The sequence below is a fragment of the Alcaligenes sp. CHO6 genome, from assembly GCF_037120595.1.
Classification (GTDB): domain Bacteria; phylum Pseudomonadota; class Gammaproteobacteria; order Burkholderiales; family Burkholderiaceae_B; genus Alcaligenes; species Alcaligenes ammonioxydans.
Genome location: NZ_JBANCI010000002.1, coordinates 857,032 through 879,777, shown reverse-complemented (window position 1 = coordinate 879,777; position 22,746 = coordinate 857,032). Strand labels below are relative to the sequence as shown.

The 22,746-nt window shown below is 59.2% G+C and carries 16 protein-coding genes; 8 read left to right on the top strand and 8 right to left on the bottom strand.

The genetic code is table 11. The annotated features are described in order from the left end of the window. Window positions 1–129: 129 nt before the first annotated feature. Window positions 130–810: a phosphoglycolate phosphatase gene (locus V6936_RS12025; RefSeq protein ID WP_207307393.1), complete on the bottom strand. Its 681-nt coding sequence runs from the start codon at window positions 808–810 to the stop codon at window positions 130–132. Between the two features lie 209 nt (window positions 811–1,019). Between V6936_RS12025 and V6936_RS12020 the strand changes: the two genes are divergently transcribed. Next, the gene (locus tag V6936_RS12020) at window positions 1,020–2,822 is read left to right on the top strand and encodes a GGDEF domain-containing protein (RefSeq protein ID WP_336579935.1); all 1,803 of its coding nucleotides are present in this window, start codon (window positions 1,020–1,022) and stop codon (window positions 2,820–2,822) included. Between the two features lie 36 nt (window positions 2,823–2,858). Here V6936_RS12020 and rpe read toward each other — a convergent pair whose 3' ends face one another. Further along, window positions 2,859–3,554 carry a ribulose-phosphate 3-epimerase gene (gene rpe, locus V6936_RS12015; protein ID WP_003804487.1) on the bottom strand — a complete coding sequence of 232 codons (696 nt, stop codon included), beginning with the start codon at window positions 3,552–3,554 and terminating at the stop codon, window positions 2,859–2,861. Between the two features lie 118 nt (window positions 3,555–3,672). Here rpe and apaG point away from each other — a divergent pair, with 118 nt between their 5' ends. The 7 genes from apaG to V6936_RS11980 all read left to right on the top strand — a co-directional run bounded on the left by apaG (window position 3,673) and on the right by V6936_RS11980 (window position 12,645). Beyond that, window positions 3,673–4,047 (top strand): Co2+/Mg2+ efflux protein ApaG, encoded by a 375-nt coding sequence (apaG, locus tag V6936_RS12010; protein ID WP_039943828.1) that lies wholly within the window; start codon window positions 3,673–3,675, stop codon window positions 4,045–4,047. A gap of 15 nt (window positions 4,048–4,062) precedes the next feature. Continuing rightward, window positions 4,063–5,358 carry a murein transglycosylase A gene (mltA, locus tag V6936_RS12005; protein ID WP_336579934.1) on the top strand — a complete coding sequence of 432 codons (1,296 nt, stop codon included), beginning with the start codon at window positions 4,063–4,065 and terminating at the stop codon, window positions 5,356–5,358. Continuing rightward, window positions 5,355–6,548: an FAD-dependent monooxygenase gene (locus tag V6936_RS12000; protein WP_059318457.1), complete on the top strand. Its 1,194-nt coding sequence runs from the start codon at window positions 5,355–5,357 to the stop codon at window positions 6,546–6,548. The genes mltA and V6936_RS12000 overlap by 4 nt, the downstream gene beginning before the upstream one ends. 39 nt (window positions 6,549–6,587) lie before the next feature. Beyond that, complete coding sequence (locus V6936_RS11995; RefSeq protein ID WP_059318458.1) at window positions 6,588–7,319, top strand: DsbC family protein; 732 nt, start codon at window positions 6,588–6,590, stop codon at window positions 7,317–7,319. 312 nt (window positions 7,320–7,631) lie between these two features. Beyond that, on the top strand, window positions 7,632–9,245 hold the full coding sequence (locus V6936_RS11990) for an EAL domain-containing protein (protein ID WP_059318459.1): 1,614 nt from the start codon (window positions 7,632–7,634) through the stop codon (window positions 9,243–9,245). 78 nt (window positions 9,246–9,323) lie between these two features. Further along, the gene (locus tag V6936_RS11985; protein ID WP_059318460.1) at window positions 9,324–10,958 is read left to right on the top strand and encodes a methyl-accepting chemotaxis protein; all 1,635 of its coding nucleotides are present in this window, start codon (window positions 9,324–9,326) and stop codon (window positions 10,956–10,958) included. Window positions 10,959–11,067: 109 nt separating this feature from the next. Beyond that, on the top strand, window positions 11,068–12,645 hold the full coding sequence (locus V6936_RS11980) for an alpha/beta hydrolase-fold protein (protein WP_219235463.1): 1,578 nt from the start codon (window positions 11,068–11,070) through the stop codon (window positions 12,643–12,645). Window positions 12,646–13,338: 693 nt separating this feature from the next. Here the strand turns inward: V6936_RS11980 and V6936_RS11975 are convergent. The 6 genes from V6936_RS11975 to V6936_RS11950 all read right to left on the bottom strand — a co-directional run bounded on the left by V6936_RS11975 (window position 13,339) and on the right by V6936_RS11950 (window position 22,736). After that, window positions 13,339–14,127: a 2,3-dihydro-2,3-dihydroxybenzoate dehydrogenase gene (locus tag V6936_RS11975; RefSeq protein ID WP_131071191.1), complete on the bottom strand. Its 789-nt coding sequence runs from the start codon at window positions 14,125–14,127 to the stop codon at window positions 13,339–13,341. Window positions 14,128–14,140: 13 nt separating this feature from the next. Beyond that, entirely contained in the window at window positions 14,141–14,779 is a 639-nt protein-coding gene (locus V6936_RS11970; RefSeq protein WP_003804470.1) for an isochorismatase family protein, read from the bottom strand. A 14-nt stretch (window positions 14,780–14,793) separates the two neighbouring features. Next, entirely contained in the window at window positions 14,794–15,999 is a 1,206-nt protein-coding gene (locus V6936_RS11965) for an isochorismate synthase (RefSeq protein ID WP_336579933.1), read from the bottom strand. Window positions 16,000–16,063: 64 nt separating this feature from the next. After that, on the bottom strand, window positions 16,064–17,461 hold the full coding sequence (locus V6936_RS11960) for a Vgb family protein (protein WP_131071192.1): 1,398 nt from the start codon (window positions 17,459–17,461) through the stop codon (window positions 16,064–16,066). Window positions 17,462–17,558: 97 nt separating this feature from the next. Next, window positions 17,559–18,809 (bottom strand): enterobactin transporter EntS, encoded by a 1,251-nt coding sequence (entS, locus tag V6936_RS11955; RefSeq protein ID WP_336579932.1) that lies wholly within the window; start codon window positions 18,807–18,809, stop codon window positions 17,559–17,561. Window positions 18,810–18,812: 3 nt separating this feature from the next. Beyond that, a complete protein-coding gene (locus V6936_RS11950) occupies window positions 18,813–22,736 on the bottom strand; it encodes an amino acid adenylation domain-containing protein (protein ID WP_301606444.1) in 3,924 nt (1,307 codons plus the stop codon). Between the last annotated feature and the right edge of the window lie 10 nt (window positions 22,737–22,746).

Genomic DNA, 22,746 nt, shown 5'->3' with positions numbered 1-22,746 from the left:
TGGCGCTACGCTGTGTACTACTTTGCAGGCGCGCCAGACTTCAAGGTTATATCTACCCGATACACGAACGCCACCAGCGCCAATAAGCGCCGTAGATGGTGGATGCGTGAGTGCGAGTAGACATGAATTTTATGACGTAAATATGGTGTTTCGTTGGTTGCGCAGCCAGATGGCCGCATCAGCAATAGAGGCAACTATACCATCGGAATCCAGGCTTTGCACATCCTTGCCTTCGTTATAGCCGTAAGGAACCAGCAAAACCGGGATGTGCGCCGCACGTGCCGCCTGGGCATCGTTCATGGAATCGCCGATGACCAAAGCCTGCTGGGGGCTGAGATTCATCTGTTCGCACGCATGCAGAAAGGGCAGGGGATCGGGCTTTTTGCGTGGGCAGGTATCGCCGCCCACAAGCAGTTCGAAATACGAGGCCAGCCCAGTCTGTTCCAGCAAGGGGCGGGCAAACTGTTCCGGTTTGTTGGTGACGACGGCCAGACGCAAGCCCTGATTTTTGAAATCTTCCAATCCCTCTAGTACCCCGGAATACAGGCGGCTGTGTTGGCCATTGCACAATTGGTAATGGTAATAAAATGATTCCAGTGCCTGAGAGGGGTCGGCCAGCGGTTCGGGCAGGTCCGTCAAGGCGCGCTGCACCAGATTTTCCGAGCCTTTGCCCACGAAGGTGGCGATGCGTTCCTCCGGGAGCACAGGCAGACCGAAGTCAATACGCATGGCATTACACGCGGAGGCCAGGTCCGGAATGGTATCGAGCAGCGTGCCATCCAGATCAAACAGTACAGAGAAAATATTCATCTTTTTGTAGCGAACTTGTGACAAAATATTGTCAAATTCCTGTTAAGGTCGAGCAGAAAAGTTTTCGGAACATCGGGTTTTCATTTCGTTTGATTCATCATGTTAAAGCTCCTTACTGCGCGCGGGCTTATCAATTTAGTGAGCAAACCGTATTTTGGTACAAGATTGGCTTTCGATAGTCCGTTCAGTCAGGTCCTAGGAGCGGAAAGATGATGCTCGATACATTTCATCAGATTCTCGTAGAAAAACAAGTTACGCCGGTTTTTCAACCCATTGTGGATTTACAGTCGGGCTTGATTCTGGGCTACGAAGGCTTGATTCGGGGGCCGAAAGACACCAGTTTTTATTCGCCGCTGGCCCTGTTTGATGCGGCCCGGCAGTGCGGGCGTTTATGGGATCTGGAGGAGCTGTGCTGCCATACCCTGGTCAGCAGTTTTAATCGGCAGGGTCTGGCGGGCAAACTGTTTTTGAACTCCAGCCCGGATGTGGTGATGCGCATGTTGCCTTCGGCCCGTCTGGAGCCGCGTACCGGCATGCCGCAACTGCATGGTATTGACTGGAGCCGGGTGGTGGTGGAGCTGACCGAGTCCGAGCGCACCGACAGTTACGATTATCTGAACCAGGCCCTGGAGCTGTATCGGCAGGAAGGGCTGCAGTTTGCCATTGATGATCTGGGCGAAGGCTATGCCTCGCTGCGTTTGTGGTCCGAGTTGCGACCCGAGTACGTCAAGATCGATAAGTATTTTGTACGCGATATTGATACCGATGTGCTCAAGCAGCAATTGGTCCGTTCCATTTGCGATATCGCCAGCCACGCGCAATCCACGGTGATCGCCGAGGGCATTGAGACGGGGGCGGAGCTGCGCACCTTGCGCTATTTGGGCGTGACCTGTGGTCAGGGGTATTTGCTGTGTCGCCCCCAGCCCAATCCACCTCCTCAGTTGGAGCCTGCCCAGGCTGCTTTGTTTGGCCCGTCCAGCCTACAGGTTCAGCGGCATGTGCATGGCCGCAATTCCATGAGTGTTCGACGCTTGCTGCGTCCGGCGCCAGCCGTGCCGGACAATACACCGACCAACCGCGTGTATGAACTGTTCCAAAGCCACCCCGATTTAAGTGCGGTGGCTTTGCTTCGAGGGGACAGGCCGACGGGCATTTTGCGTCGTAGCCAGCTCTACGACCAGCTTGCCCGGCCCTATCACCGGGAGCTGTATGGCAACAAGCCTTGCTCCCTGTTCATTGATACACCGCCGTTGATTGTCGATTGCGACACCAGCGTGCTGGAGTTGGGGACCTTGATGACACAAGGGGCGGGTGATGCGCTCAGTGATGGCTTCATTATTACGGGTGCGGGCGAGTATTTGGGCCTGGGCTCCAGCGTGGAGCTGATGCGCGAGATTACGCAGATTCAGATCATGACCGCCCGGTATGCCAATCCCCTGACGCAATTGCCGGGCAACGTGCCGATCGACGAACATATCGATGGTTTATTGCGCAACTGGCAAAACTTTGCGGTCTGTTATGCCGATCTGGATCATTTCAAACCTTATAACGATCTATACGGTTATCGCAAAGGCGATGAGCTGCTTCGCTCGATGGCGGAACTGTTTACCCGCTATACCGTAGCGCGCATGGACTTTGTCGGCCATGTGGGCGGAGACGATTTTATTCTGGTGTTCACCAGTCCGGACTGGGCCGAGCGTTGCCAGGGCATTTTGGACGAGCTGGAAAAAGAGCTGGAGTCTCTCTATCGCCTGGAGCATCGGCAGGCAGGCGGTTATATGGCGGAGAACCGGCAGGGCGTGCTGGTATTTCATCCACTGGTGAGCCTGTCTTTGGGGGTAGTGACGGTTGATGAGCCCGAGTTGTACTCGGGCTCCTTGATTGCGGAGCTGGCCAGCTCCGCCAAAGCGCAGGCCAAGCGCGTGCAGGGCAATGCCTTGTTTGTGGAGCGTCGCCGCCCCGACAGCCTGGTACGGCAGGGCGGCTACAGCCGCAATGCGATGTTGCAATAAACGCGTGCTCGGCCCGTCCCTGAGCAGGCTGGGTGATCAGGCCTGTTCGGCCAAGGCGATTTGCGCACGCATGTCGCGGATGACCTGGGCGTAATCGGGCTGCCCGAAAATCGCAGATCCGGCGACAAAGGTGTCGGCACCGGCGGCACGGATGGCGCCGATATTGTCCACCTTCACGCCTCCGTCAATTTGCAGCAGGATGGGCTGGCCTCCTTGCGCGGTCCAGGCATCAATGCGGGCACGAGCCTGACGCAGCTTGTCCATGGCACTAGGGATGAAGGCCTGTCCGCCAAAGCCAGGGTTCACGGACATCAGCAGAACCAGGTCCAGCTTGTCCATCAGGTGATCCATCCAGTTCAAGGGGGTGGCCGGGTTGAACACCAGGCCGGCCTTGCAACCGTGGTCACGGATCAGCGCCAGCGTGCGATCGACATGGCGGGAGGCCTCGGGGTGAAAGCTGATGTAATCGGCGCCCGCTTTGGCAAACTGGGGAATCAGCGCGTCGACGGGCTCGACCATCAGGTGTACGTCAATGGGAGCGGTGGTGTGGGGGCGCAGCGCGGCACAGACCATGGGGCCGAATGTCAGGTTCGGGACAAAGTGGTTGTCCATGATGTCGCAGTGAACCCAGTCGGCACCGGCGGCAATCACATTGCGGACTTCCTCTCCCAAACGGGCAAAGTCGGCCGATAAAATACTGGGAGCGATACGAGTGGAGCTGGCTTGGGACATAATAGGTGCCGTAAAGATTAGACATCACGAAAATCGTGGCCATATGTCATCATTATAGTTTCAAGCCGGGGGGCCGTGCAGCGCCCCGTGTATGTACAGCCGTAACCTGGAATCCATCATGAAGCCTGACGATATTGAGGTGCAGATCACGCCCCAGTACCTGCCTGAGCAATCCGAGCCCGATAGCAATCAATACGTGTTTGCCTATACCGTCCGGATTACCAACCATGGACAACAGACGGCCCAGATTATCAGTCGTCACTGGATCATCACGGATGACAACCAGCAGGTTCAGGAAGTGCGCGGTTTGGGCGTCGTAGGCCAACAGCCGGTTCTGGCTCCAGGCGAAACCTTTGAGTACACCAGCGGCTGCCCCCTGAACACGCCGTTTGGCACCATGCGCGGCAGCTACCAATGTGTTGGTGAAAATGGTGTGCCCTTTGAGGTCGCCATTCAGGAGTTCATCCTTTCTTCTCCCCGTACCTTGCACTAAGGGTCCCCCCCAGCCATGAAGATAAAGTATTGCGTGCCAGCCGTTCTGCTGGCCTTGGGCGCCTGTTCCACTACGCCTGTGGACCGGGGTGCTTCGCCAACGGCTCCGGGTACTGCCGAAAGCGGGCCGGATATTGCACTGCAGCCGTTGCGCGTGCCGTCCCTGTCTGCCTTGCCCGAGACCCCGGCGCGTGCGCTGGCCGGGCGCTATCAGGCCGTGAACTGGTCGAGCCTGCCGGGCTGGCAGGCAGACTCGCTGGATCATGTCTGGAAAGGGTTTATCAATAACTGCAAGGGCCTGATGCGTCCTGTCAGTGGTTCGCTGGCCATGCCTGCTCGCGCCAACCCACGAGCCTGGCAGCCGGTATGTCAGGCGGCGGCGTCCGCTGGACTGGATGCCAATACCCGGGATACGGCGGCGGTGCGCAATTTTCTGCAACAGCACCTGCAACCCTGGCGCCTGCTGACCGGCGAGGGCCAGGTGGCACAAAACACGGTCACAGGCTACTACGAACCCTTGCTCAAAGCCGCGCGCTCCCGTAGCTCCGGCTACCAATGGCCGCTTTTTGCCGCGCCCGATGATTTGCTGACCATTGATCTGGGGAGCTTGTATCCCGAGCTGGCAGGCAAGCGTATTCGTGGCAAGCAGGTTGGCAAGCGCATCGTGCCCTACGACACGCGTGAGCAGATCATGGCCCAGCCGGAGCGGCAGCCGCCTGTGATTGTCTATGCACAAGACCCGGTAGAAGGCTTCTTTCTGCAGATTCAGGGCTCAGGCCGCGCTATCTTGCCCGATGGGAGTGCGGTTCGTCTGGCCTACGCAGACCATAATGGCCGTCCATATGCCTCGGTAGGTCAATGGCTGGCCAAGCAGGGCGAGATGCCTTTGGCACAAACTTCCATGCAAAATATCAAGGCCTGGGCCAAGCGCAACCCGCATCGTGTCCAGGAAATGATGAACGTCAATACCGCCATGGTCTTTTTTAAGGAAGAAGCCATTGTGGACCCGGATCTGGGCCCCAAGGGCGCTTATGGCATCCCCCTGATCGGCTTGCGTTCCGTGGCCATTGATCCGACCTATGTGCCTTTGGGCACGCCGGTGTATCTGGCGACCTCGCAACCTGCCAGCAGCCAGCCCTTGCAACGGCTGGTCTTTGCCCAGGATACGGGGGCTGCCATCAAAGGCCCTGCTCGAACGGATCTGTACTGGGGCACCGGCGATGAGGCGGGTGCGCAGGCCGGACGCATGAAGCAGCAGGGGCAAATGTGGCTGTTGTGGCCACGTCAGGCAGGAGCACCAAGCGCGCGATGAAGAAAGAACGAATTGTTGTGTGTGGTGGCGGCCTGGCCGGGATGGCCAGTGCTCTGGGGCTGCGCAAGGCCGGATTTGAGGTCAGTATTTTGTCTCCGGCCTATAAGCCCATGCCATTGGCGGCCGGACAGTACCACCCCCGCGTCTATGCTGTCTCCGTAGCCAGCCAGCGTTTTTTGGCGCAGCTGGGGGCCTGGAATCTGATGTCAGCCCAGCGCATCTCGCCAGTCCAGGCCATGGAAGTGCATGGGGACGGCGGCGGTTGCCTGAATCTGCACGCCTGGCAGGATGCTCAGGACTGTCTAGCCTGGATTGTGGAGTCGGGCCAGATGGAGCAGGCGCTGTATCAGGCATTGCAAGTGTTTGGAGTGCCCTGGATTGAAGATCGCTTTGAGCGCCTGGAAGGCACTACCATGGTGACCGCCGGACAAAAGCGCATCAGCGCCGAGTTGTTTGTGGGGGCTGATGGTGCCCGCTCGGGCCTGCGTGCTGCCGCCGGCATTGAGCATCAGGGGCGTGAATACGGGGACGCAGGTCTGGTGGCCCATTTCAATGTAGAGCGCCCGCATCAGCACGTCGCCTTGCAGTGGTTTACAGGTGATTCGATTCTGGCGCTGCTGCCTATGCCCGATGTGGATGGCAAACCGCAAGTGTCCATGGTCTGGTCTGTACCGCAAGCGCAGGCGGACAAGGTACTGGCCCTGCCGCCGCAAGAGCAGGCCCAGTATGTACAAAACAGCCTGTTCTCCTTATCCAACGGCCGTCTGGGAGCGCTCGAACTGCGCAGTCCTGTCTACGGCTTCCCCCTGACTTTTGAACGCAGCGGCATGGTGGCGCCCGGTGTGGCGCTGGTCGGTGACGCCGCGCATCGCGTACACCCCTTGGCCGGTCAAGGCCTGAATCTGGGGCTGGGCGATATCGAAACCCTTATCAAGGTCTTGTCCGAACGTAGCTCCTATTACTCGGTCGGAGATATGCGCGTGCTCAATCGTTACAAGCGGGCCCGCGCCGAACCCATTGCTGCCATGCGAGCCGCGACCGATGGCCTGTATCGCTTATTTGCTGCGCCAGGGGCGCCGGTCTCCATGCTGCGCAATGTAGGCATGCAGGTCGTGGATCATTTGCCGTGGGTAAAACGCCGCCTGATTGCGCATGCTGCCGGAGTCAGCCCCGGTGCCCTCCTGTTTTAAGACCGCCCGAGTTTTGTCGATTAGCAAAGGATGTACGTCATGAAGTTGCCCCTTCGTTCTGTCTTGGCTCTGGCGCTCTTGTCGCTTGGCAGCCTGGTCCAGGCTGCCGGCCCTGCCAAAATAGACGCCCGTTTTGAAACGACACGCCAAGCCTTTGAGGCGGCTTTTCCGGGCGTGACGGTCGATGGCATCCGGGCCACTCCCTTTCCCAATTTACTGGAGGTAGAGGTAGGGGGGACCTTGCTTTATACCGATCCCCAAGCCAGTTTTGTGATGCAGGGCTCTTTGCTCGATAGCAAAAGCCGGGTTGACCTGACCGAGCAGCGCATGCAGGAACTCAATCGTGTTTCTCTGGATGAGTTGCCCCTGGATAAGGCGATCAAGCTGGTGAAGGGTGACGGCAGTCGTCAAATGGTCGTTTTTGAAGATCCCAATTGTGGTTACTGCAAACGTCTGCATACGACGTTGCAGGAGATCGATAACGTTACGGTCTATAGCCTGATGTTTCCTATTCTTGGACCGGATAGTCGCCGTAAAGCGGAAGATATCTGGTGCGCTCAAAATCCCGCCAAGACCTTGAGTGATTGGATGGGAGGGGGAGTGCGGCCCGAGAAGGCCTCGTGTGAGCATCCCTTGGATCAATTATTGGCCGTGGGACAGAAATTGCGTGTTCAAGGCACCCCGGCGATTTATTTCGCGGATGGCAGCCGCGCCGATGGCTGGCTTCCTGCCGCGCAGTTGCAGTCTCGTCTGCAGGCGGCTGCCCAGTAATTATTTCGCCCCGTCTTGCGCTAGAACAACCCGCTCTTGAGCGGGTTTTTTTATGTCATAGTGTTATGAAAACTATAATTATTTATGAGGCACGATTTTAAAAGAACCTTGGCTGGAAAATAATCCTGTCGGGGTTTGCGGGGTAAGGCTGACGTTATTTTGAAGACAAAAAATTTCAAACGCCACATTTGACCATTCTTTACTTTGTGCTCTGTATTCTAGAAGTGATAATTCCAACTATTGATAAAAATAGTACTGTCGGCTCGCGCTGGGTGCGTCGCGAGACTGCTAATAATTAAATAGTAGGCGCTTATGGAACATGCACGCTGCGTGTTGATTGTTTTGGAAGAAGGCGAAGGCTTGCATTATTGGCTGGAGCAATTGCGGGTTTTCGGGACCAAAACAAGCGTTGTCAGATCTCTGGAAAAGGTGGCCGAAGCACGTCAGGCCCGGGCAGAGCTGTTGCTGTTCCCTGTTGAGGCCGGTTATGTCCCCTTGATGGTGGCCAAGCTGCGTAATGATTTTGGCTCCCTGGGGATTGTGGTGGTTCAGTCCGGCCTGTCTGCCAGTGCCCGCGTGCAGCTTTTGCTGACGGGGGCCGACGCCTGTCTGGCACTGGATGTGCAAGTGTCTGAGCTGATGGCCTGGTGCCATGCCGTGCGCCGCCGTAATGTGTACGCCGCTATTCATACTACCCAGACGGTGGAAGAGCCCCAGGACCCGGTCGGGCAGGAATGGACCTTGCGCGATAAAGGCTGGACCTTGGTGGCTCCTAATGGCGTGGGCCTGGAGCTGACCCATAGTGAACGCCAATTGATGGACGCCTTTGTCCGTCATGCCGACGCTCGTTTCAGCCGCGAGGATCTGATGCGCGACAAAGGCTTGGCCGCCAGCGACAGCCGGGCGGTGGACTCTCTGATCAGCCGTTTGCGCCGCAAGGCCAGCCGGGCCGGAATCGCCTTGCCGATCAAGTCGGTGCACGGTTGGGGCTACACCTTCACGGGCAAGCTCCTGGCCCAGCCCGAACCCCAGGACACGGAAGTCATGGAGTTTTACGCCCCGCGTGACGAGCAGGAAGCTGCTCAGCCTACCCCGGTGGAGTTGTTGCGTGCCCTGGAAACGCTGGATGTACTTGACCCGCGGGCCAGTGAAGCCTTGTCCTTCTCGTATCAGTTACGGGTGGCCACCAGCACGGGCCAGTACAGCGGGGTCGATGCCCAGGTGTTCTGGACCTCGCCCACCGGGCTGAGACTGTCGTCCGACCTGATTTTGCGCCATATGCCCGACTCGATACACCGCCAGGCCTTGTGCGAGTGGATGCTGCGCACCCTGATGGCAGATGTGCGCCGTTGGTGGCAGGACTATTCGCTGCGCGCCAGTCACATCGGTCTGAAGTTGCCCGTAGACATGCTCTTGCCTATTTACAAGCGCATACCTGGCCTGCTGCGGCAGTTTGAGCTGCAGCCGTGTTGTGTGGAGCTGGATTTATTCAGTGAAGACGAGCTGGAAGAGACACCGGAGCTGATCCAGGCCTTGCAGTATCTGAAAGACCATGAGATTCAGGTGTGGTTGACCAGTGCTGATATTGAAAACTACAAACTTAACCGTTTGCGCGGCTGGCCGCTTACTGGGGTCAAGCTGGAGGCCGACATCATTCAGCGCGCCTGCCGTGAGCCCACCTTTAAGGCCTTGCTGGAGACCGCTTGTCACTTGTTGAGCGAGCAGGGTTTCGAGCTGGTCATCAAGGGGGTGGACAATCTGGAGCAGCGCGATCTGGCCTTGAATCTGGAGCTGGGTCATTACCAGGGCCGTTTGACTTCGGAGCTGATGTCCGAGGACGGATTCCTGCTGACGCTGGCCAGTAGCGAACCCTCTTTCGGGCAAGGTCCCGACTCGTCCCGACGGGTGAGTGGCAGCATTTTGTAAGCTGCCTTAGCATCCAATCATCTCTATATGTAACTTTAATTAAGTATTCAAGCCCTAAGCCGTTACCCAGCTTGTCCGATGGGGCCTTCTCAACAGGCCGGCCGCCTTTCAGCGGTCGGTTTTTTGCGTATCTGGGACCTGTCTTTTCAGCGTTGCTCGGGGAATATGATGCGTTTGGGCTTGAAACAGAAGTTGTGGTTGCCATTGATCTTGGGGTTGATGGCATTGGTGGCGGTTTTTGTATTTGTGAACTATCAACTCTATCAGGCACAGATGGAGGAGCGAAAAAGCAGTTTGCAGCATATCGTCAATATCGCCGTGAGCATTACGCAGGACTACCAGCAGTTAGCCAGCAAGGGCGTACTGAGCAAAGAAGAGGCGCAAAAGCAGGCATTGCAGCGCATCAGCAGTATCCGCTTCGGACAGGAGGGCTATGTGTCGGTGTTGTCCTCCAGCGTTGTGTCCATTATGAACCCGACCCGCCCAGAGCTCGATGGTCAGGACGTCAGTGCAGTCGTCGACAGCAATGGAGTCCATCCGTTTACCGAGATGAGCCGCATCGGTCGCAATGGGGGCGAAGGTTTTCTGGAATATCACTGGCCCAAACTCAGCGACCAGAGCAATGCACCCAAGCTGGCCTTTGGCAAAGGCGTGCCCCAATGGGACTGGATACTGATCTCGGGTGTGTACATTGACAATATCAAGTCCCGCTTTCTGAGCAGCTTGCTGAACTCTTCAGTGGTGTTTGTCTTGATTGTCTTGCTGGTGTCGGCAGTGACGGTGTTTCTGGCACGCCAAATTCTTGCCGAACTGGGCGCCGAACCGAGCGTCTTGCATGAGGCGGCTCAGGCGATTGCTAATGGCGACCTGCGCGTTGCGCATTCCTTGCGCACGATTCCAGACAATAGCGTGATGGCCTCGCTGGAGCAGATGCGCTTGAAGCTGAATGATGTGTTGCGTACCCTGCAGCACAGTAGCGGCGTCATCGCGGACGATACCTCGCAGCTGTCGGCGGGCAATCTTGAGCTGTCCAGCCGTACGACCCAGCAGGCGGCCGCCTTGCAGGAAACGGCCTCGGCCATGGAAGAGATGACGGGCACCGTGCGTATGAGCGAAGAAAACGCCATGCGCGCTGAAGAGGTGTCCAGTCAGGTGCAGAAAACAGCCCAGCATGGCGGCCAGATGGTCAGTGAGCTGGTGGACCGGATGGGTGCCATTCGTGATACCAGCGGTAAGGTGGCCGATATCACCACCGTAATTAACTCGATTGCCTTTCAGACCAATATTCTGGCCTTGAATGCTGCCGTGGAAGCGGCGCGTGCCGGTGAGCAGGGGCGGGGGTTTGCGGTGGTGGCCGGCGAAGTGCGTGCGCTGGCACAACGCACGACGGCCTCTGCACAGGAAATTGCCCAGTTGGTGGAGGCCTCGTCCAACAGCACGCGTGAAGGGGTACTGCTGATGGGGCAGGTCGGTGAGGTTATCGAGGAGATGGTCACGGGCAGCTCGCAGGTAATGACGATTGTGCATGAGATCGCCGCCTCGACCCGTGAGCAGACGATTGGTATCGAGCAGATCAACGTGGCGGTCGGACAACTGGATTCGGCAACCCATCAGAACGCGGAGATGGTCAATCAGGTTGCCCACACCTCCAGTGAGCTGCAGGATCAGGTGCAGGAGCTGGACCGACTGATTCAAGCCTTCCGTCTGGTTTGATAAAAGGGCTATCTGGCGCCGGCCAAGGGGCAGTGTCGATTATTTTTGATCGTATACTGCTCTTTGGGACTGGGCCTGGCCTGCGGCAAACCGGCATTTAGGAGGATGTATGTTGCGCGCACCTGTTGTAGCGATATTGATGGTGGGAATCGTTGAGTCGGCATGGGCGGCGGCGCTGCCTTCGGCTCAGGGTGAAGTTCAGGCGCACGAACATCATGAACGCATATTGAGTTTGCAGCAGAATGACCTGGTGCAAGGCAAATGGCAGCGCAATGGTGAGGTGGCGCTGGAGTTGTTTGGCCCTGATGGCACAGTCATTCGTCATTGGACGCATGCCCCGGAGCGGGGAAGCCCATTTGGCTTTGTTGCCGGGACGGCGGGCGAGTATCGCTTGCGCGTGTTGGGGCAGGGCCAATATCAGTGGCAGATCGAATCGGTGACGGCAGCGCAAGCGCCCGCCCAGGCCGAACCCTTGCAAGGGGATGTGATTCGCCAGTGGAGCATGCGTTTACGTGCTGGCGAGCCTTCGCAGGGATTCTGGGATTATGTGCAGCGTGTCGGTTCCCCCTTGGTGGAGCGTTACAGCGCGACTCATGATCGTGTCACCTTTGTGTGGCGGGGTGCGCAGCAAGAGGTGCGTCTGCATGGCGGGCCCTTCGCGTACAGCGATCGCATGCATCGTTTGGGGGAGTCGGATATCTGGTATATCACCTACGACTTGCCGCGTGATGCCCGTTTTACGTACCGCATGGCACCGGATGTGCCCTATGTCGGCCAAGACCTGGCGCGTGAGGTCTTGCGGGCCGCATTGCAACGGGACCCTCACAATGCTCGGACCTTGCCGGAGAGCAGCAGCAATGTGTTTGAGGGCGAGTCGGTCGTACGTTTGACTCAAGCGCCTGCAGAAGTGGTGGCCCTGGAGCCACAGCAGGCCGGCCAAGGACAGTGGCGCACGGAACGTCTGCCCAGTCAGACCTTGGGCCTGGAGCGCCAAGTGCAGATTTATCAGCCTGCTGGTACCCATGCGCAGGATATAGAACATACCTTGATTTTGTTTGATGGCCGGGATTATCGAGATCTGGCGCGTGCACCTGCCATGTTGGATACCTTGATTGCCCAGGGACGCGTGAAACCCATGTGGCTGGTGCTGGTGGACAATCCCGGTATGGCGGAGCGCGCTCGTGAGCTGCCGCCTAACGAGGCCTACCTCAAATTTCTTGATAAGGAGCTGATGCCTTGGCTGAAGGCGCAAGGGGTGCAGTCCTCGGCAGACAAGACAACGATTGGTGGTTCCAGCTATGGAGGCTTGGCCGCCATGAATGCGGCGTGGCGTCTGCCGCAGTGGTTTGGCAATGTCTTGAGCATGTCGGGGTCGTTCTGGTGGGCTCCTGCCGGTCAAGAGCGGGGGCAGTGGCTGACGCGCCAGATGGCGGATTCACCTGCTGTGCCGGTGAGGATTTATATGAGTGCCGGGGTGTTTGAGTCTTCCGGCTCCAGCCGGGATGTCAGCCTGGTGCAGGCGAATCGTCATCTGGATGATGTGCTGCGAGCACGGGGCTATGACGTGCGTTACGTGGAAAGCGCGACGGCGCATGATTTTGTGGCTTGGAGGGATGCTTTGGCTTCGGGGCTGGAGCATTTGTTCGGGATTGTGCAGGGTGAAGCTCCGGTCGAGGACAAGAAGTAGCGGTAGCTGGACTTAGGCTTTGAGGGACGGGCTATAGGCGGGCTCAGGAGGCTGTACCGGGGGGGCTGTTCGGATCGGGGCAGGCTCAGGCGGGGCGGATCAGAGTGCTTGCCGCGGGCATGAGATTGCGTAGGGATGCAAGGGGCCTGCTGTTTGAGCCGGGCGTTTGTACTTGGTCCGGGGGACCAAGTACCCGGCGAGTTCAGGCCCCGCCCGTAGCAATCTTATGCCAAGGGTACGGGTGCGCAGCACCAGCAAGCGCTCAGCACCGCCTGAGCCTGCCCCGATCCGAACAGCAGGGTGGCAGTGCTCTTGAGTGGGCCTGCCTTCAACGGTTGTTGGCGGGGGCGGTTGGAACCGCTGGAGCTGCCCGATCTAGTTCACAGACTGGACGGAATTAAGACGTAGCTGATAGGAGGCTACCTGCATTGAGCAGGTCTAATCTGATGCTGACCTGACCTGACCTGACCTGACCTGACCTGATTCGATCCGATTTGACCTGACTGAGTCTGTCTTCATTGAGCCACATTTACGATGTTTCGGTTCGCTCGTATTCTTCCTTGGCTTGGCAATAGGTGCTCAGTCCTTATCGGCACTGTCACTCGTAGGGATGTGCGTATGCTTTTGTCCGGACTCGTTCTAATGGGTAATTAAAAAAGGGCGGAATTTCCGCCCTTTTTTGCGTCTGGCTGTTTAGCCTTGGTCCAGTGTGGCACCGCCGTCCACGCGCAGGTCGGACAGGGTGATGTGGCTGGCGCGGTCCGAGAGCAGGAACAGGACGGCTTCGGCGATCTCTTTTGGGGTGGCGATTTTCTGCAAGGGGATGCCCAGCCGGTAGTTCTCTCCGGAGCCCGCGATGACGGTTTCACGCGAGCTGCCTTGTGCCCACATCGCTTGTTGCATGGGGGTGTCGGTGGAGCCGGGGGAGACGATGTTCACGCGGATGCCGTGTGGGGCCAGTTCCAGGCCCAGGCAGCGGCTCAGCTGGGTGACGGCGGCTTTGGAGGCGGCGTAGGCGCCCATGGCGATGCGAGGGGTGGCGGCGGAGTTGGAGCTGACGTTGACGATGGCGCCTTGTTGGCGCTCGATCATGCCTTTGGCCACGTTGCGACAGACGTTAAAGACGCCGGTGGTGTTGATGGCAAAGGTGCGATCCCATTGTTCGTTGCTCAGCTCGGTGATGCGGCCCATTTGCAGGACGCCCGCGACACAGGCTAAACGCTGAATGGGGCCCAGTTTTTCTTGCCCTTGGGCCAGCGCGGCATCGACGGCATCGGCTTGGCTGATGTCGACCAGGTGGCAGGAAACCCGATCACTGTATTCGGATTGATTCAGTTGGGTCAGGCCTTCGGCGTCCAGGTCCAGGGCGATGACGCGGGCGCCTCGCTCCAGCAGTAGGTGGGTGACGGCAGCGCCAATGCCACGGGCCGCGCCCGTGACGGCGATGCATTCACCTGCAAATTCTTGTGCGCTAGTGCTCATGTGTGCTTCCTGTTTAGCTTTGCAGGCTGTCCTGGATTTCGGCGCAGGTCAGGCTGACGCCGCAGCGTTGCGAGACGTGGCGAATGGCCATGTGGTGTTCTTCCAGCGAAAAGTCGGCCACGCCGTCGATGGCCAGGAAGGGCTGTACGTCTTGCATGAAGGCTTCCAGGGCAGTGCTCATGCAGCCGATGTGGGCGTAAACGCCGGTGATGATCAACTGGTCGCGGCCCAGATTGCGCAGTTGCTCGCGCAGGTCGGAGCGCTGGAAGGCGCTGTAGCGCCATTTGGTCAGCATGATGTCCTGCTTGGCGGGTGTCAGCTCGGGCACGACGGCTTGCTGGCTGTGAAATTCGCTGGCGGTCAGGCCTGGACCCCAGAAGTCGTTCAGCAAGGCGCGGTCTTTCTCGGGTTGTTCGGTAGGTTGAGCCGTGTAGAACACGGGAATTCCCCGCTTGTGGCAGACGTCGCGCAGGGCAGCGATGCGTTCGATTAGCATGGGAATAGGGGCCAGGCTCATATCGTATTTCTGCAGAAAGTAGGTCTGCATGTCATGAATGAGCAAGGCGGCACGATTTGCCTGTGGACGCCAGTTGACGCGGTTGGTCACGGGAGCTTGAGGCAGCTCGTAACTGGGCAGCGCGTGTATGGTCATGGTTCGTGTCTCCGTTAAAGTGCAATGTTTTGCGCCAGACCCAGTGAGTTGATCAGGGTCATGAGTTTGTTGCCGGTTTCCTGGCGTTCCAGTGCCGGTACAGAGCCTTCCACAATGCCCGCGCCCGCCGATAAGGTCAGACCTTGCTGGGTGTAGTGGCCGCAACGGATGGCCACGGCCCATTCGCCGTTGCCTTCGTGGTCATTCCAGCCGATCGCACCCGCAAAGTAGCCGCGATCAAAGACTTCGGTGGCTTCGATGGCCTGCATGGCGGGCTGGGTCGGCAGACCGCATACGGCCGGGGTGGGGTGCATGGCCAGGGCCAGCTCCAGAGAGCTGACGCCAGGGTCGCGCAAGCGGCCGCTGATGCGGGTGGACAGGTGCCACAGGTTGGCGGTACTGGTCAGGCTGGGGCCCTCAGGCACGTCCAGGGTGTCGCAGAACCGTGACAGAATGCGCACCACATCCTGGATGACGTAGGCATGTTCACGCCGATCCTTGCTGGAGGCCATCAGGGTCTGGGCGCTGGCCTGATCGCGTTGTGGATCGGCAAAACGTGGGGCCGTGCCCGCCAATGGGTTGACAGTAACCAGGTCGCCTTGGCGACGCACCAACAATTCAGGACTGGCCCCGAAAAAGAGATCTGGGTCGTGCGCTGCTCCGCCCGGCAGGGGCAGGGCATAGGTGTAGCCGGCTGGATTGCTGTGGAGCATATTGCTCAACACGGTCTGACGGTCCAGGGCTTCATTCAGTGTGATGGTTACGGTACGAGCCATCACGGTTTTGGAGATGTTCTGTTCACGCATCGTGGCCAGAATGTGGCTGACGCTGTCTTCGTAGCCTTGGCCGTCGGGCAATAGCTGCTGGCTGGCGATTGTGTTGCGGGAGCGGGCCAGGGGTGGGCGCTGGACCGGGCGCCGCAATACGGGATCGCGCTGGTATGTGGTGGGCACACGCATATAAGCGTTGCGGGCAGGGTTAAAGGGAATCACGCCCAGAAAAAGCGGGGCGTGCAGTCCTTGCTGCGCAGCCTCTGACAACAAACCTTGGGCATCGCTGAGCAATTGTCCCTGAGCATTATGGGTATGCCGCTCCAGTGCCGTGCCGTGTGCCATCAAACTGACGGTGGGAGAGGCAAAGACGCTGCTGTCGGCCTGGTAATGCTGTAACCATTCTTCAATGGTGGCGGGGCGGACGTGGTCGGCTATACGGCTGTTCATAGGAGTCCTTTTTGAGGGCAGGGGGCAGTGGCGTCCCTTTTTGTGAAAGGGACGCCTCAGGGGCTTATTTCAGATGAATGCGCGTGATGCGGTCAGCCGTCGGGTCATCCTTGCCTTTGGATTTGTTGACCAGGTAGGCATTGCCTTCACCGTCCACCGAGACATGGTTGGGGAAGCTGCCACCGTCCAGGTTGGCAACAATCTCACCGTTGCCGTTGACGGCAGTGACCGTGCCGGCACCGCGTGAGGCGACATAGGCCAGTGTCGTTTTGGGATCGAAGACCACATTCAGGGCGCCAGCCCCGATTTGGATGTCGTGCTGCACGGAGCCATCCTTGGCGTCCACGATCAGCAAGTTGTCGCTGCCCTGGGAGGCCACATAAATCTGGCCGTTTTTGCTATCCACCGCCACACCGGCAGCGCCTCGTGCGCCGGGCAGCGCGTAGACGGTCTGGGCATTGCCGTTGTTCAGGTCGACAATAATCAGCTCATTGGTGCTGGCGCTGACGGTGTACAGGCGACCGTTTTCGGCATCCAGAGCCAGACTCATGGGGCTGAGCGGGTTGCGGGTCTTGGATTCCAGCTCAATCGGCTCCAGCGCAGTCAGTTTCTTAGTGTCAAAGACGGAAATTAGTTTGGAACCGGGCGACGAGACATAGGCACGCTGGGCTTGCTGGTCCACCACGACGTCACGGGCGTGGCTGGCGGCCCCTTGCTCAAACTGCTTGACCAGTTTCAGGTCTTTCTGACGGTAGACCGAGACCGTGTTGCTGCGGGTATTGCTGACCCAGACATTGCCTTGGGCGTCGTCCACGGCTACGCCGTATACCGCTTGTACCTGACCATCAGTCCGACCCTCCTGGGCCGCCGGGGTGACGCTGGCTTCGATTTTCAGGGTCTTGGGATTGACTTTGAGCAGTTGCGATTGCTTGACCGGCGGGCGGCCGACGGCCGAGGTCACAAACAGAGCCTGGCTTTTGGGACTGTAGGCGCTTTGATACAAGCCGGGAACCAGATGCTGCGATTGCAGTTCAAACTTGTCCTGACCGCTGAGCTCCACCTTAGGGGATACCTTCAGGTTGAAGATGCTGGCGGTCGAAGGTTTGCTCACTTGCATGACGACCGGATGCAGGCCCGTGGCCGCATCGGCCGGGATGGCCACTGTCGCACGCAGATTGCCGTCCTTGTCGGCGACCAGGGCTTCAGGCGTCAGCGTATGTCCGTTTTGCAGCAGGATGACTTCCTGGCCTGGTGTGAAACCGCGACCTGACAGTTGGGCTTCGCTGCCGGCATAGACCACGCCAGCAGCGTTCAAGGAGCCACGGAAATCTGCATCAGGCTGGTCAAAAGCAGGGGCGGCAAAGGCGTTGGCTAAAGACAGCGACAAAACCGCTGCGCTTAGGCCGGCTTTGCGTAGCAAGGCGGCAGGAGTACGACGAATGCAATTGACATTGATTAGCATTTTTTAATCCTAGATAAAGGTTCGGTCGACAAGACGGTCCATGCGGGAAGTCTTTCTACAGGCGTGCAGCAGACGTGGGTAGAGCAGAATCGGGGTCTCAGGCATGGGGCGGCCCATCCTGATTGCGGACCGAGCGCAGGCCCTGATTGAGCACGCCGAAACCACAGGCGACGGCGGCGCAGGCCAGTCCGCCAGCCGCGACGGCCACGGCTGGCCCCAGCAGGCGTGCCAGATAGCCCATCTGCAGATTGCCCAGTGCCTGACCCAGGGAGTATTGCGTCATCCACAGGCTGGAGACGCGGCCCAGCAGGTAGTCAGGGGTGTGGTGCTGCACCAGTGCCATGCGCATGATTTTGGAAATCGTATCGGCCGCGCCCATGATGGCCAGGCAAACCAGCGCCCATCCCAGGGACGCTTGCAGGGACAGGGCGGCAACGGCCAGACCCCACACCAGAACGGCGATCACAATGGCCGCGCCTCGGCGCGAGACCTGTCGGCACCAGCCGCTGGACAGCGCAGCCAGCGTTGCCCCCACCGCAGGAGCGGCGTAAAGGTAGCCGGTTGCCGTCGCTCCCATTTGCAAAATGGAGTCGCCCCACTCGGGCATCAGGGCAAGGGGAGTCGCCAGAATCAGGGCGGCTAGATCAATGAGCAGCAGAGCACGCAGCAGGGGGTGGGCGGCGACAAATGTCAGGCCGTCACGCAGGGATTGAAGTGCATTTTTCTGGGGCTGTTTGCCCGCTTGCGGCGGCAGCGGGGGCAGAGCGCGCAAGAGCAGGGGGGTGACGATGACCCCGCACAGCACAATCACATAGCAGAAAACCAGGCCGGGGCCAGAGATCAGGACGCCAGCCAGCGCGGGCCCAATAATGCCGCCCAGCTGCATAGCCAATCCGGAAAGAGCTGCCGCTGCCGCCAGTTTGTCACGACCGACCAGCGCCGGAGTGGCGGACATCATGGCCGGCACGCTGATGCCACCCGCGGCGCCGCCAATAGCGGCGGCTACGTAAATCAGCCAGATCTGGGGAGTGGGCAAGAGGGTGTTGAGCAAAAACAGCACGACGCTGATGATGTAGACACTGCGCGACCAGACCATCAGGCTGCGTCTGTCCAGACGGTCGGAAAGAACTCCGCCGGCAATTAAGGCCAGCACCATGGGAGTGGCCATGGACACGGTCAGAAAGGCGACGGCGACACTGGATTTGCTCAGATCATAGAGCTGAACGCTGGCGGCCACCATCAACATGCCGGTGACCAGCACCGTGGCGGCACGGGCGAAGTAGGCAAAGCGAAATGCCCGGCTTTCGATCAGGGGTGAGATATCCAGAAAAAAACGTCTTACAGACATGGTTTATATATTGAGTTCAGGTTGGGCTTGTGCGTGTTCGGCACTTGCCATGGCCGTGTCCATCAGCGGAGCCATGACGGCCACGGCTTCAGTACCGGTCAAATGGGCGTGTAGGCAGGCGATGTCGTGGACCTCCAGCTGTTCTGCGTAAGGCTTCCACAAACCGGGATGCAATTGTGTGCCTGCGTGATCCAGCGCCGCGCGGAAATACAGCAGGGGGCCGTCATAGATGCGATGCTCGTGCAGGCGCACCAGGCGGTTATTGTTTTCCACCACCTGGAATACGCTGTCCAGACGCGTGTCGGGCAGCTCGGCCAGCGGGTGACCGCTGCGCTTGAGGAAATCCACCACACCCTGACGCGTCAGGGAAACGTCGGGCAAGCTGTCCGGATCATGGCCCGCAATATGTAGCAGCGCCTTGTAGATGGCGTTGGGCTCGGGCGCCGGCTCGTTACGCCACGCATCGCTGGGGTAGGCGTCCAGCAAGGACAACATGCCTACCAGTTGGCCGCGACGACGCAGCTCCACGGCCATGGCCTGAGCAATAATGCCGCCCACGGACCAGCCTGCCAGATGGTAGGGGCCCCTAGGCTGAACGTGCTCGATACGATCTACATATACCTTGGCCATGGCGTCCAGGCTGCCATCCAGGTCCAGCGAGGAGTCAGACAGCACGCTAGCCTGTAAACCATAAACAGCACGGCCTGGGGGCAGATGACGCGCCAGCGCGCCATAGCACCAGGACAAGCCACCGGCCGGGTGAATCACAAACAGTGCGGGCTGATCGTTCTGCCCCGGACGCAAGGTGATGAGAGGGCCAAAACCATCGGCGGTTGCATTGCCTGACTGATCCAGATGTCTGGCCAGGCGCGCAATGGTGGGGTATTCAAAAATAGTGCCAATCGACACGGCCTGACCGCGTGCTTCACGCAGCAGCAAGGCCAGCTTGGCGGCCAGTAAGGAGTGCCCGCCCAGGGCGAAGAAGTCGTCGTCGGCGTAAAAGGCCTCGCTGCTTTCCAGCACGCTGGCGAAAGCGGCGGCGATCTGGTGTTGAGTGGCACCTTCCAGCGGCAAACCGGCTGCACGCACTTGCAGCGCAGGCACCGGCAGGGCCTTGCGGTCCAGCTTGCCGTTGGCCGTCACCGGCAAGGCGTCCAGGCTGATCCAGGCGCTGGGCACCATGTAGGACGGCAAGTGCTCGCCTACATAAGCGGCCAGTGTCTTGTCCGTGCATGGGCTGTCTGCTTGCGGCACCCAGTACGCCACAATGGCCATGTGTCCGGGTACATCTTCACGAGCGATAACGGCAACGTGTGCCACAGCGGGGTGACGGGCCAGCAGAGCTTCAATTTCTCCCAGCTCGATACGTTGACCACGCAGCTTGATCTGGTGATCGGAACGACCCAGGAAAACCACGGCACCATCCTCACGCCAGCGGGCTACATCGCCGGTGGCGTACATGCGTTGCCCATGCAGGGCATAGGGGTCGGGTACAAAGCGTTCTTCTGTCAGATCCGGGCGGCCCCAGTAGCCTTGTGCCAGCTGACGGCCAGCCAGGTACAGATGACCAGCCACACCGGGCGGTACAGGTCGCAACTGCTCGTCCAGGATGTACAGGGCCGTGTTCCACACGGGAAAGCCGATCGGAACAGGCTGGGAGTGGTCGTCACGCGAAGCGGGCCAGTAGGACACGTCCACGGCGGCTTCGGTGGGGCCATACAGATTGTGCAGTTCGGCATTCAGCAGAGAGTGGAAGCGGTCGCGGGTAGCGGCCGACAGCTCTTCTCCGCTGCAAAACACCAGACGCGGCGCCAGTCCACGAGCAACAGGCTCATCCAGAAAAGCATTGAGCATGGAGGGCACAAAATGCAGCACCGTGATGTGTTGTTCGCGGATCAGGCGGGCGATATGGGCCGGGTCGCGGTGTGCTTGCGGGGGCGCCACGACCAAGGTCGCGCCCGACAGGAAAGGCAGAAAGAACTCCCACACCGACACGTCAAAGGTGGCGGGGGTCTTTTGCAAAATGCGATCGCCGGCACCCATGCCGTAATGGGTTTGCATCCACACCAAACGGTTGACGATGGCGTCGTGGTTGACCAGCACGCCTTTGGGTGTGCCGGTAGAGCCGGAGGTGTAGATCAGGTAAGAGGGATCGTGCGGGCCTGCGGCGGTCCAGGCTTTTGCACTGCAAGCCTGTTCAGGCTGAGGAACCAGCAGGGAGGCGTTCAGCGTGCAATCGGGCTGGCCGACCAGCAGGCGCGGTTGAGCTGCCTGCAAGATGGTGTTCAGACGATCGGCAGGCTGGTCCAGATCCAGTGGCAAGTAGGCGGCCCCCGCGCGATGGATTGCGAGCAAGGACAGCACCAGCTCCATAGATCGGGGCAGGGCCACGGCCACGATATCGCCAGTTTGTACGCCTGCCAGACGCAGTTGCGCGGCCAGATTGGCCGTTTGCTCGTTGATCTGGGCGTAGCTCAGCTTCTTGCCTTCAAACTCCAGACCGGTTCGTTCCGGGTGGGCGACAAGCTGGGCCTGGATCAAGGCCCACAGCGTGGTTTCAGGAACCGGGTGAGCCGTCTGGTTGACGGCCTCAATCCAGTGATGATGTTCAGCATCGGTCAGGGTTGGTACGGCAGACAGGGTATCGGCCTGCAAAGCACGCAACAGGAATTGTTCCAGACGGACCAGATGGGTTTGAATCTGCTCGTCGGTGTACAAACGGGGGTTGGCTTCCACTTCCAAGCGCAGACCGCTGGCATCGGGTTGAGCGCGGAATGTGAAATTCAGATCTTCTACGGGCCCGGCGCACAGCACTGACTGGCTGGCACTCAGGCCCGCCTGCTCGTAGGGGGCGTCAAAGGGCAGCACGTTGATGATGGGGCCGTGCAGGCGGCGCATGCCGCCCAGCAAGCCCAGATCACGGCGCAGTTGCTCACTGCGATAACGACCATGACGACGTGCCTGGCGCAGTGCTTTGGCGACCTGGATCAGATACTGGTTTACAGGCAGGGATTCATCGATCTGCAGACGCAACGGGGCCACGTTCATGACCGTCGAAACAATGCGGGCGCTGATATGGCCCAGACGGCCCATCCAGGGCACGCCCACCGTGCATTCGTCCTGGCGGGTGTGACGGCGCACATAGGCGGCGGTCAGTCCCGTCAGAATGTCTGGCCAGCTGATGTCGCTGCTTTGTGCCAATGCTTGCAGGCTGGCCGTCAGCTCCGGTGTGACGGCGCTGCGTGCCAGCAGGAAATGATGGTCGCTCAAGGCCTGGGATTCGCTCAGGCTTTGTGCGGGTTGCGCATCGCTTAAGGTGTCCAGCCAGAACTGCCTGTCCTTGCTGCGGCGCTCGCTATCCCGATAGATTTGATCGTCATCTTGCAATAGAGTGAACGACTCCAGCTCATGCCCATGATCTTCACGGCCACTGAGCAAGGCCTGGTAGCGCTTGACCACACGCGTCTCGATCAATGCCATGCCATAGCCGTCCGCGGCCAGATGATGGATACGCTGATACCAAAGATGGTGCTTGGGCCCCAGCACAAACAGGATGTGTCGTGCCAGTGGTGCAACGGTCGGGTCCAGCGGAGTGCGCAGGTCGGCCATCAACAGGGTTTGGGCTTGTTCTGCACCATCGGCATGCGAGGACAGATCAACAACCTCCAGCTGAATCGGCTCTTGCGGGCGCAGATACTGGGCTGGGCCGTCGGGCGTATCGACCATGCGCAAGGTCAAGGCGTCGGCTTCTGCCAGCGTCAGATTGATGGCTCGGGCAAACAGCGCCGTGTCCAGCGCCGAATGAATATGCGTGCAGTGCCCGGTATTGAAAATCGGGTTAAGCGGGTCCAAACGCTGGGCGTACCAAAGACCTTCTTGTGCTTCGGTCAGGGGGCGCAATGGCAGTTCGGAAGGGGGGCTAAACATAAGCGTGTTG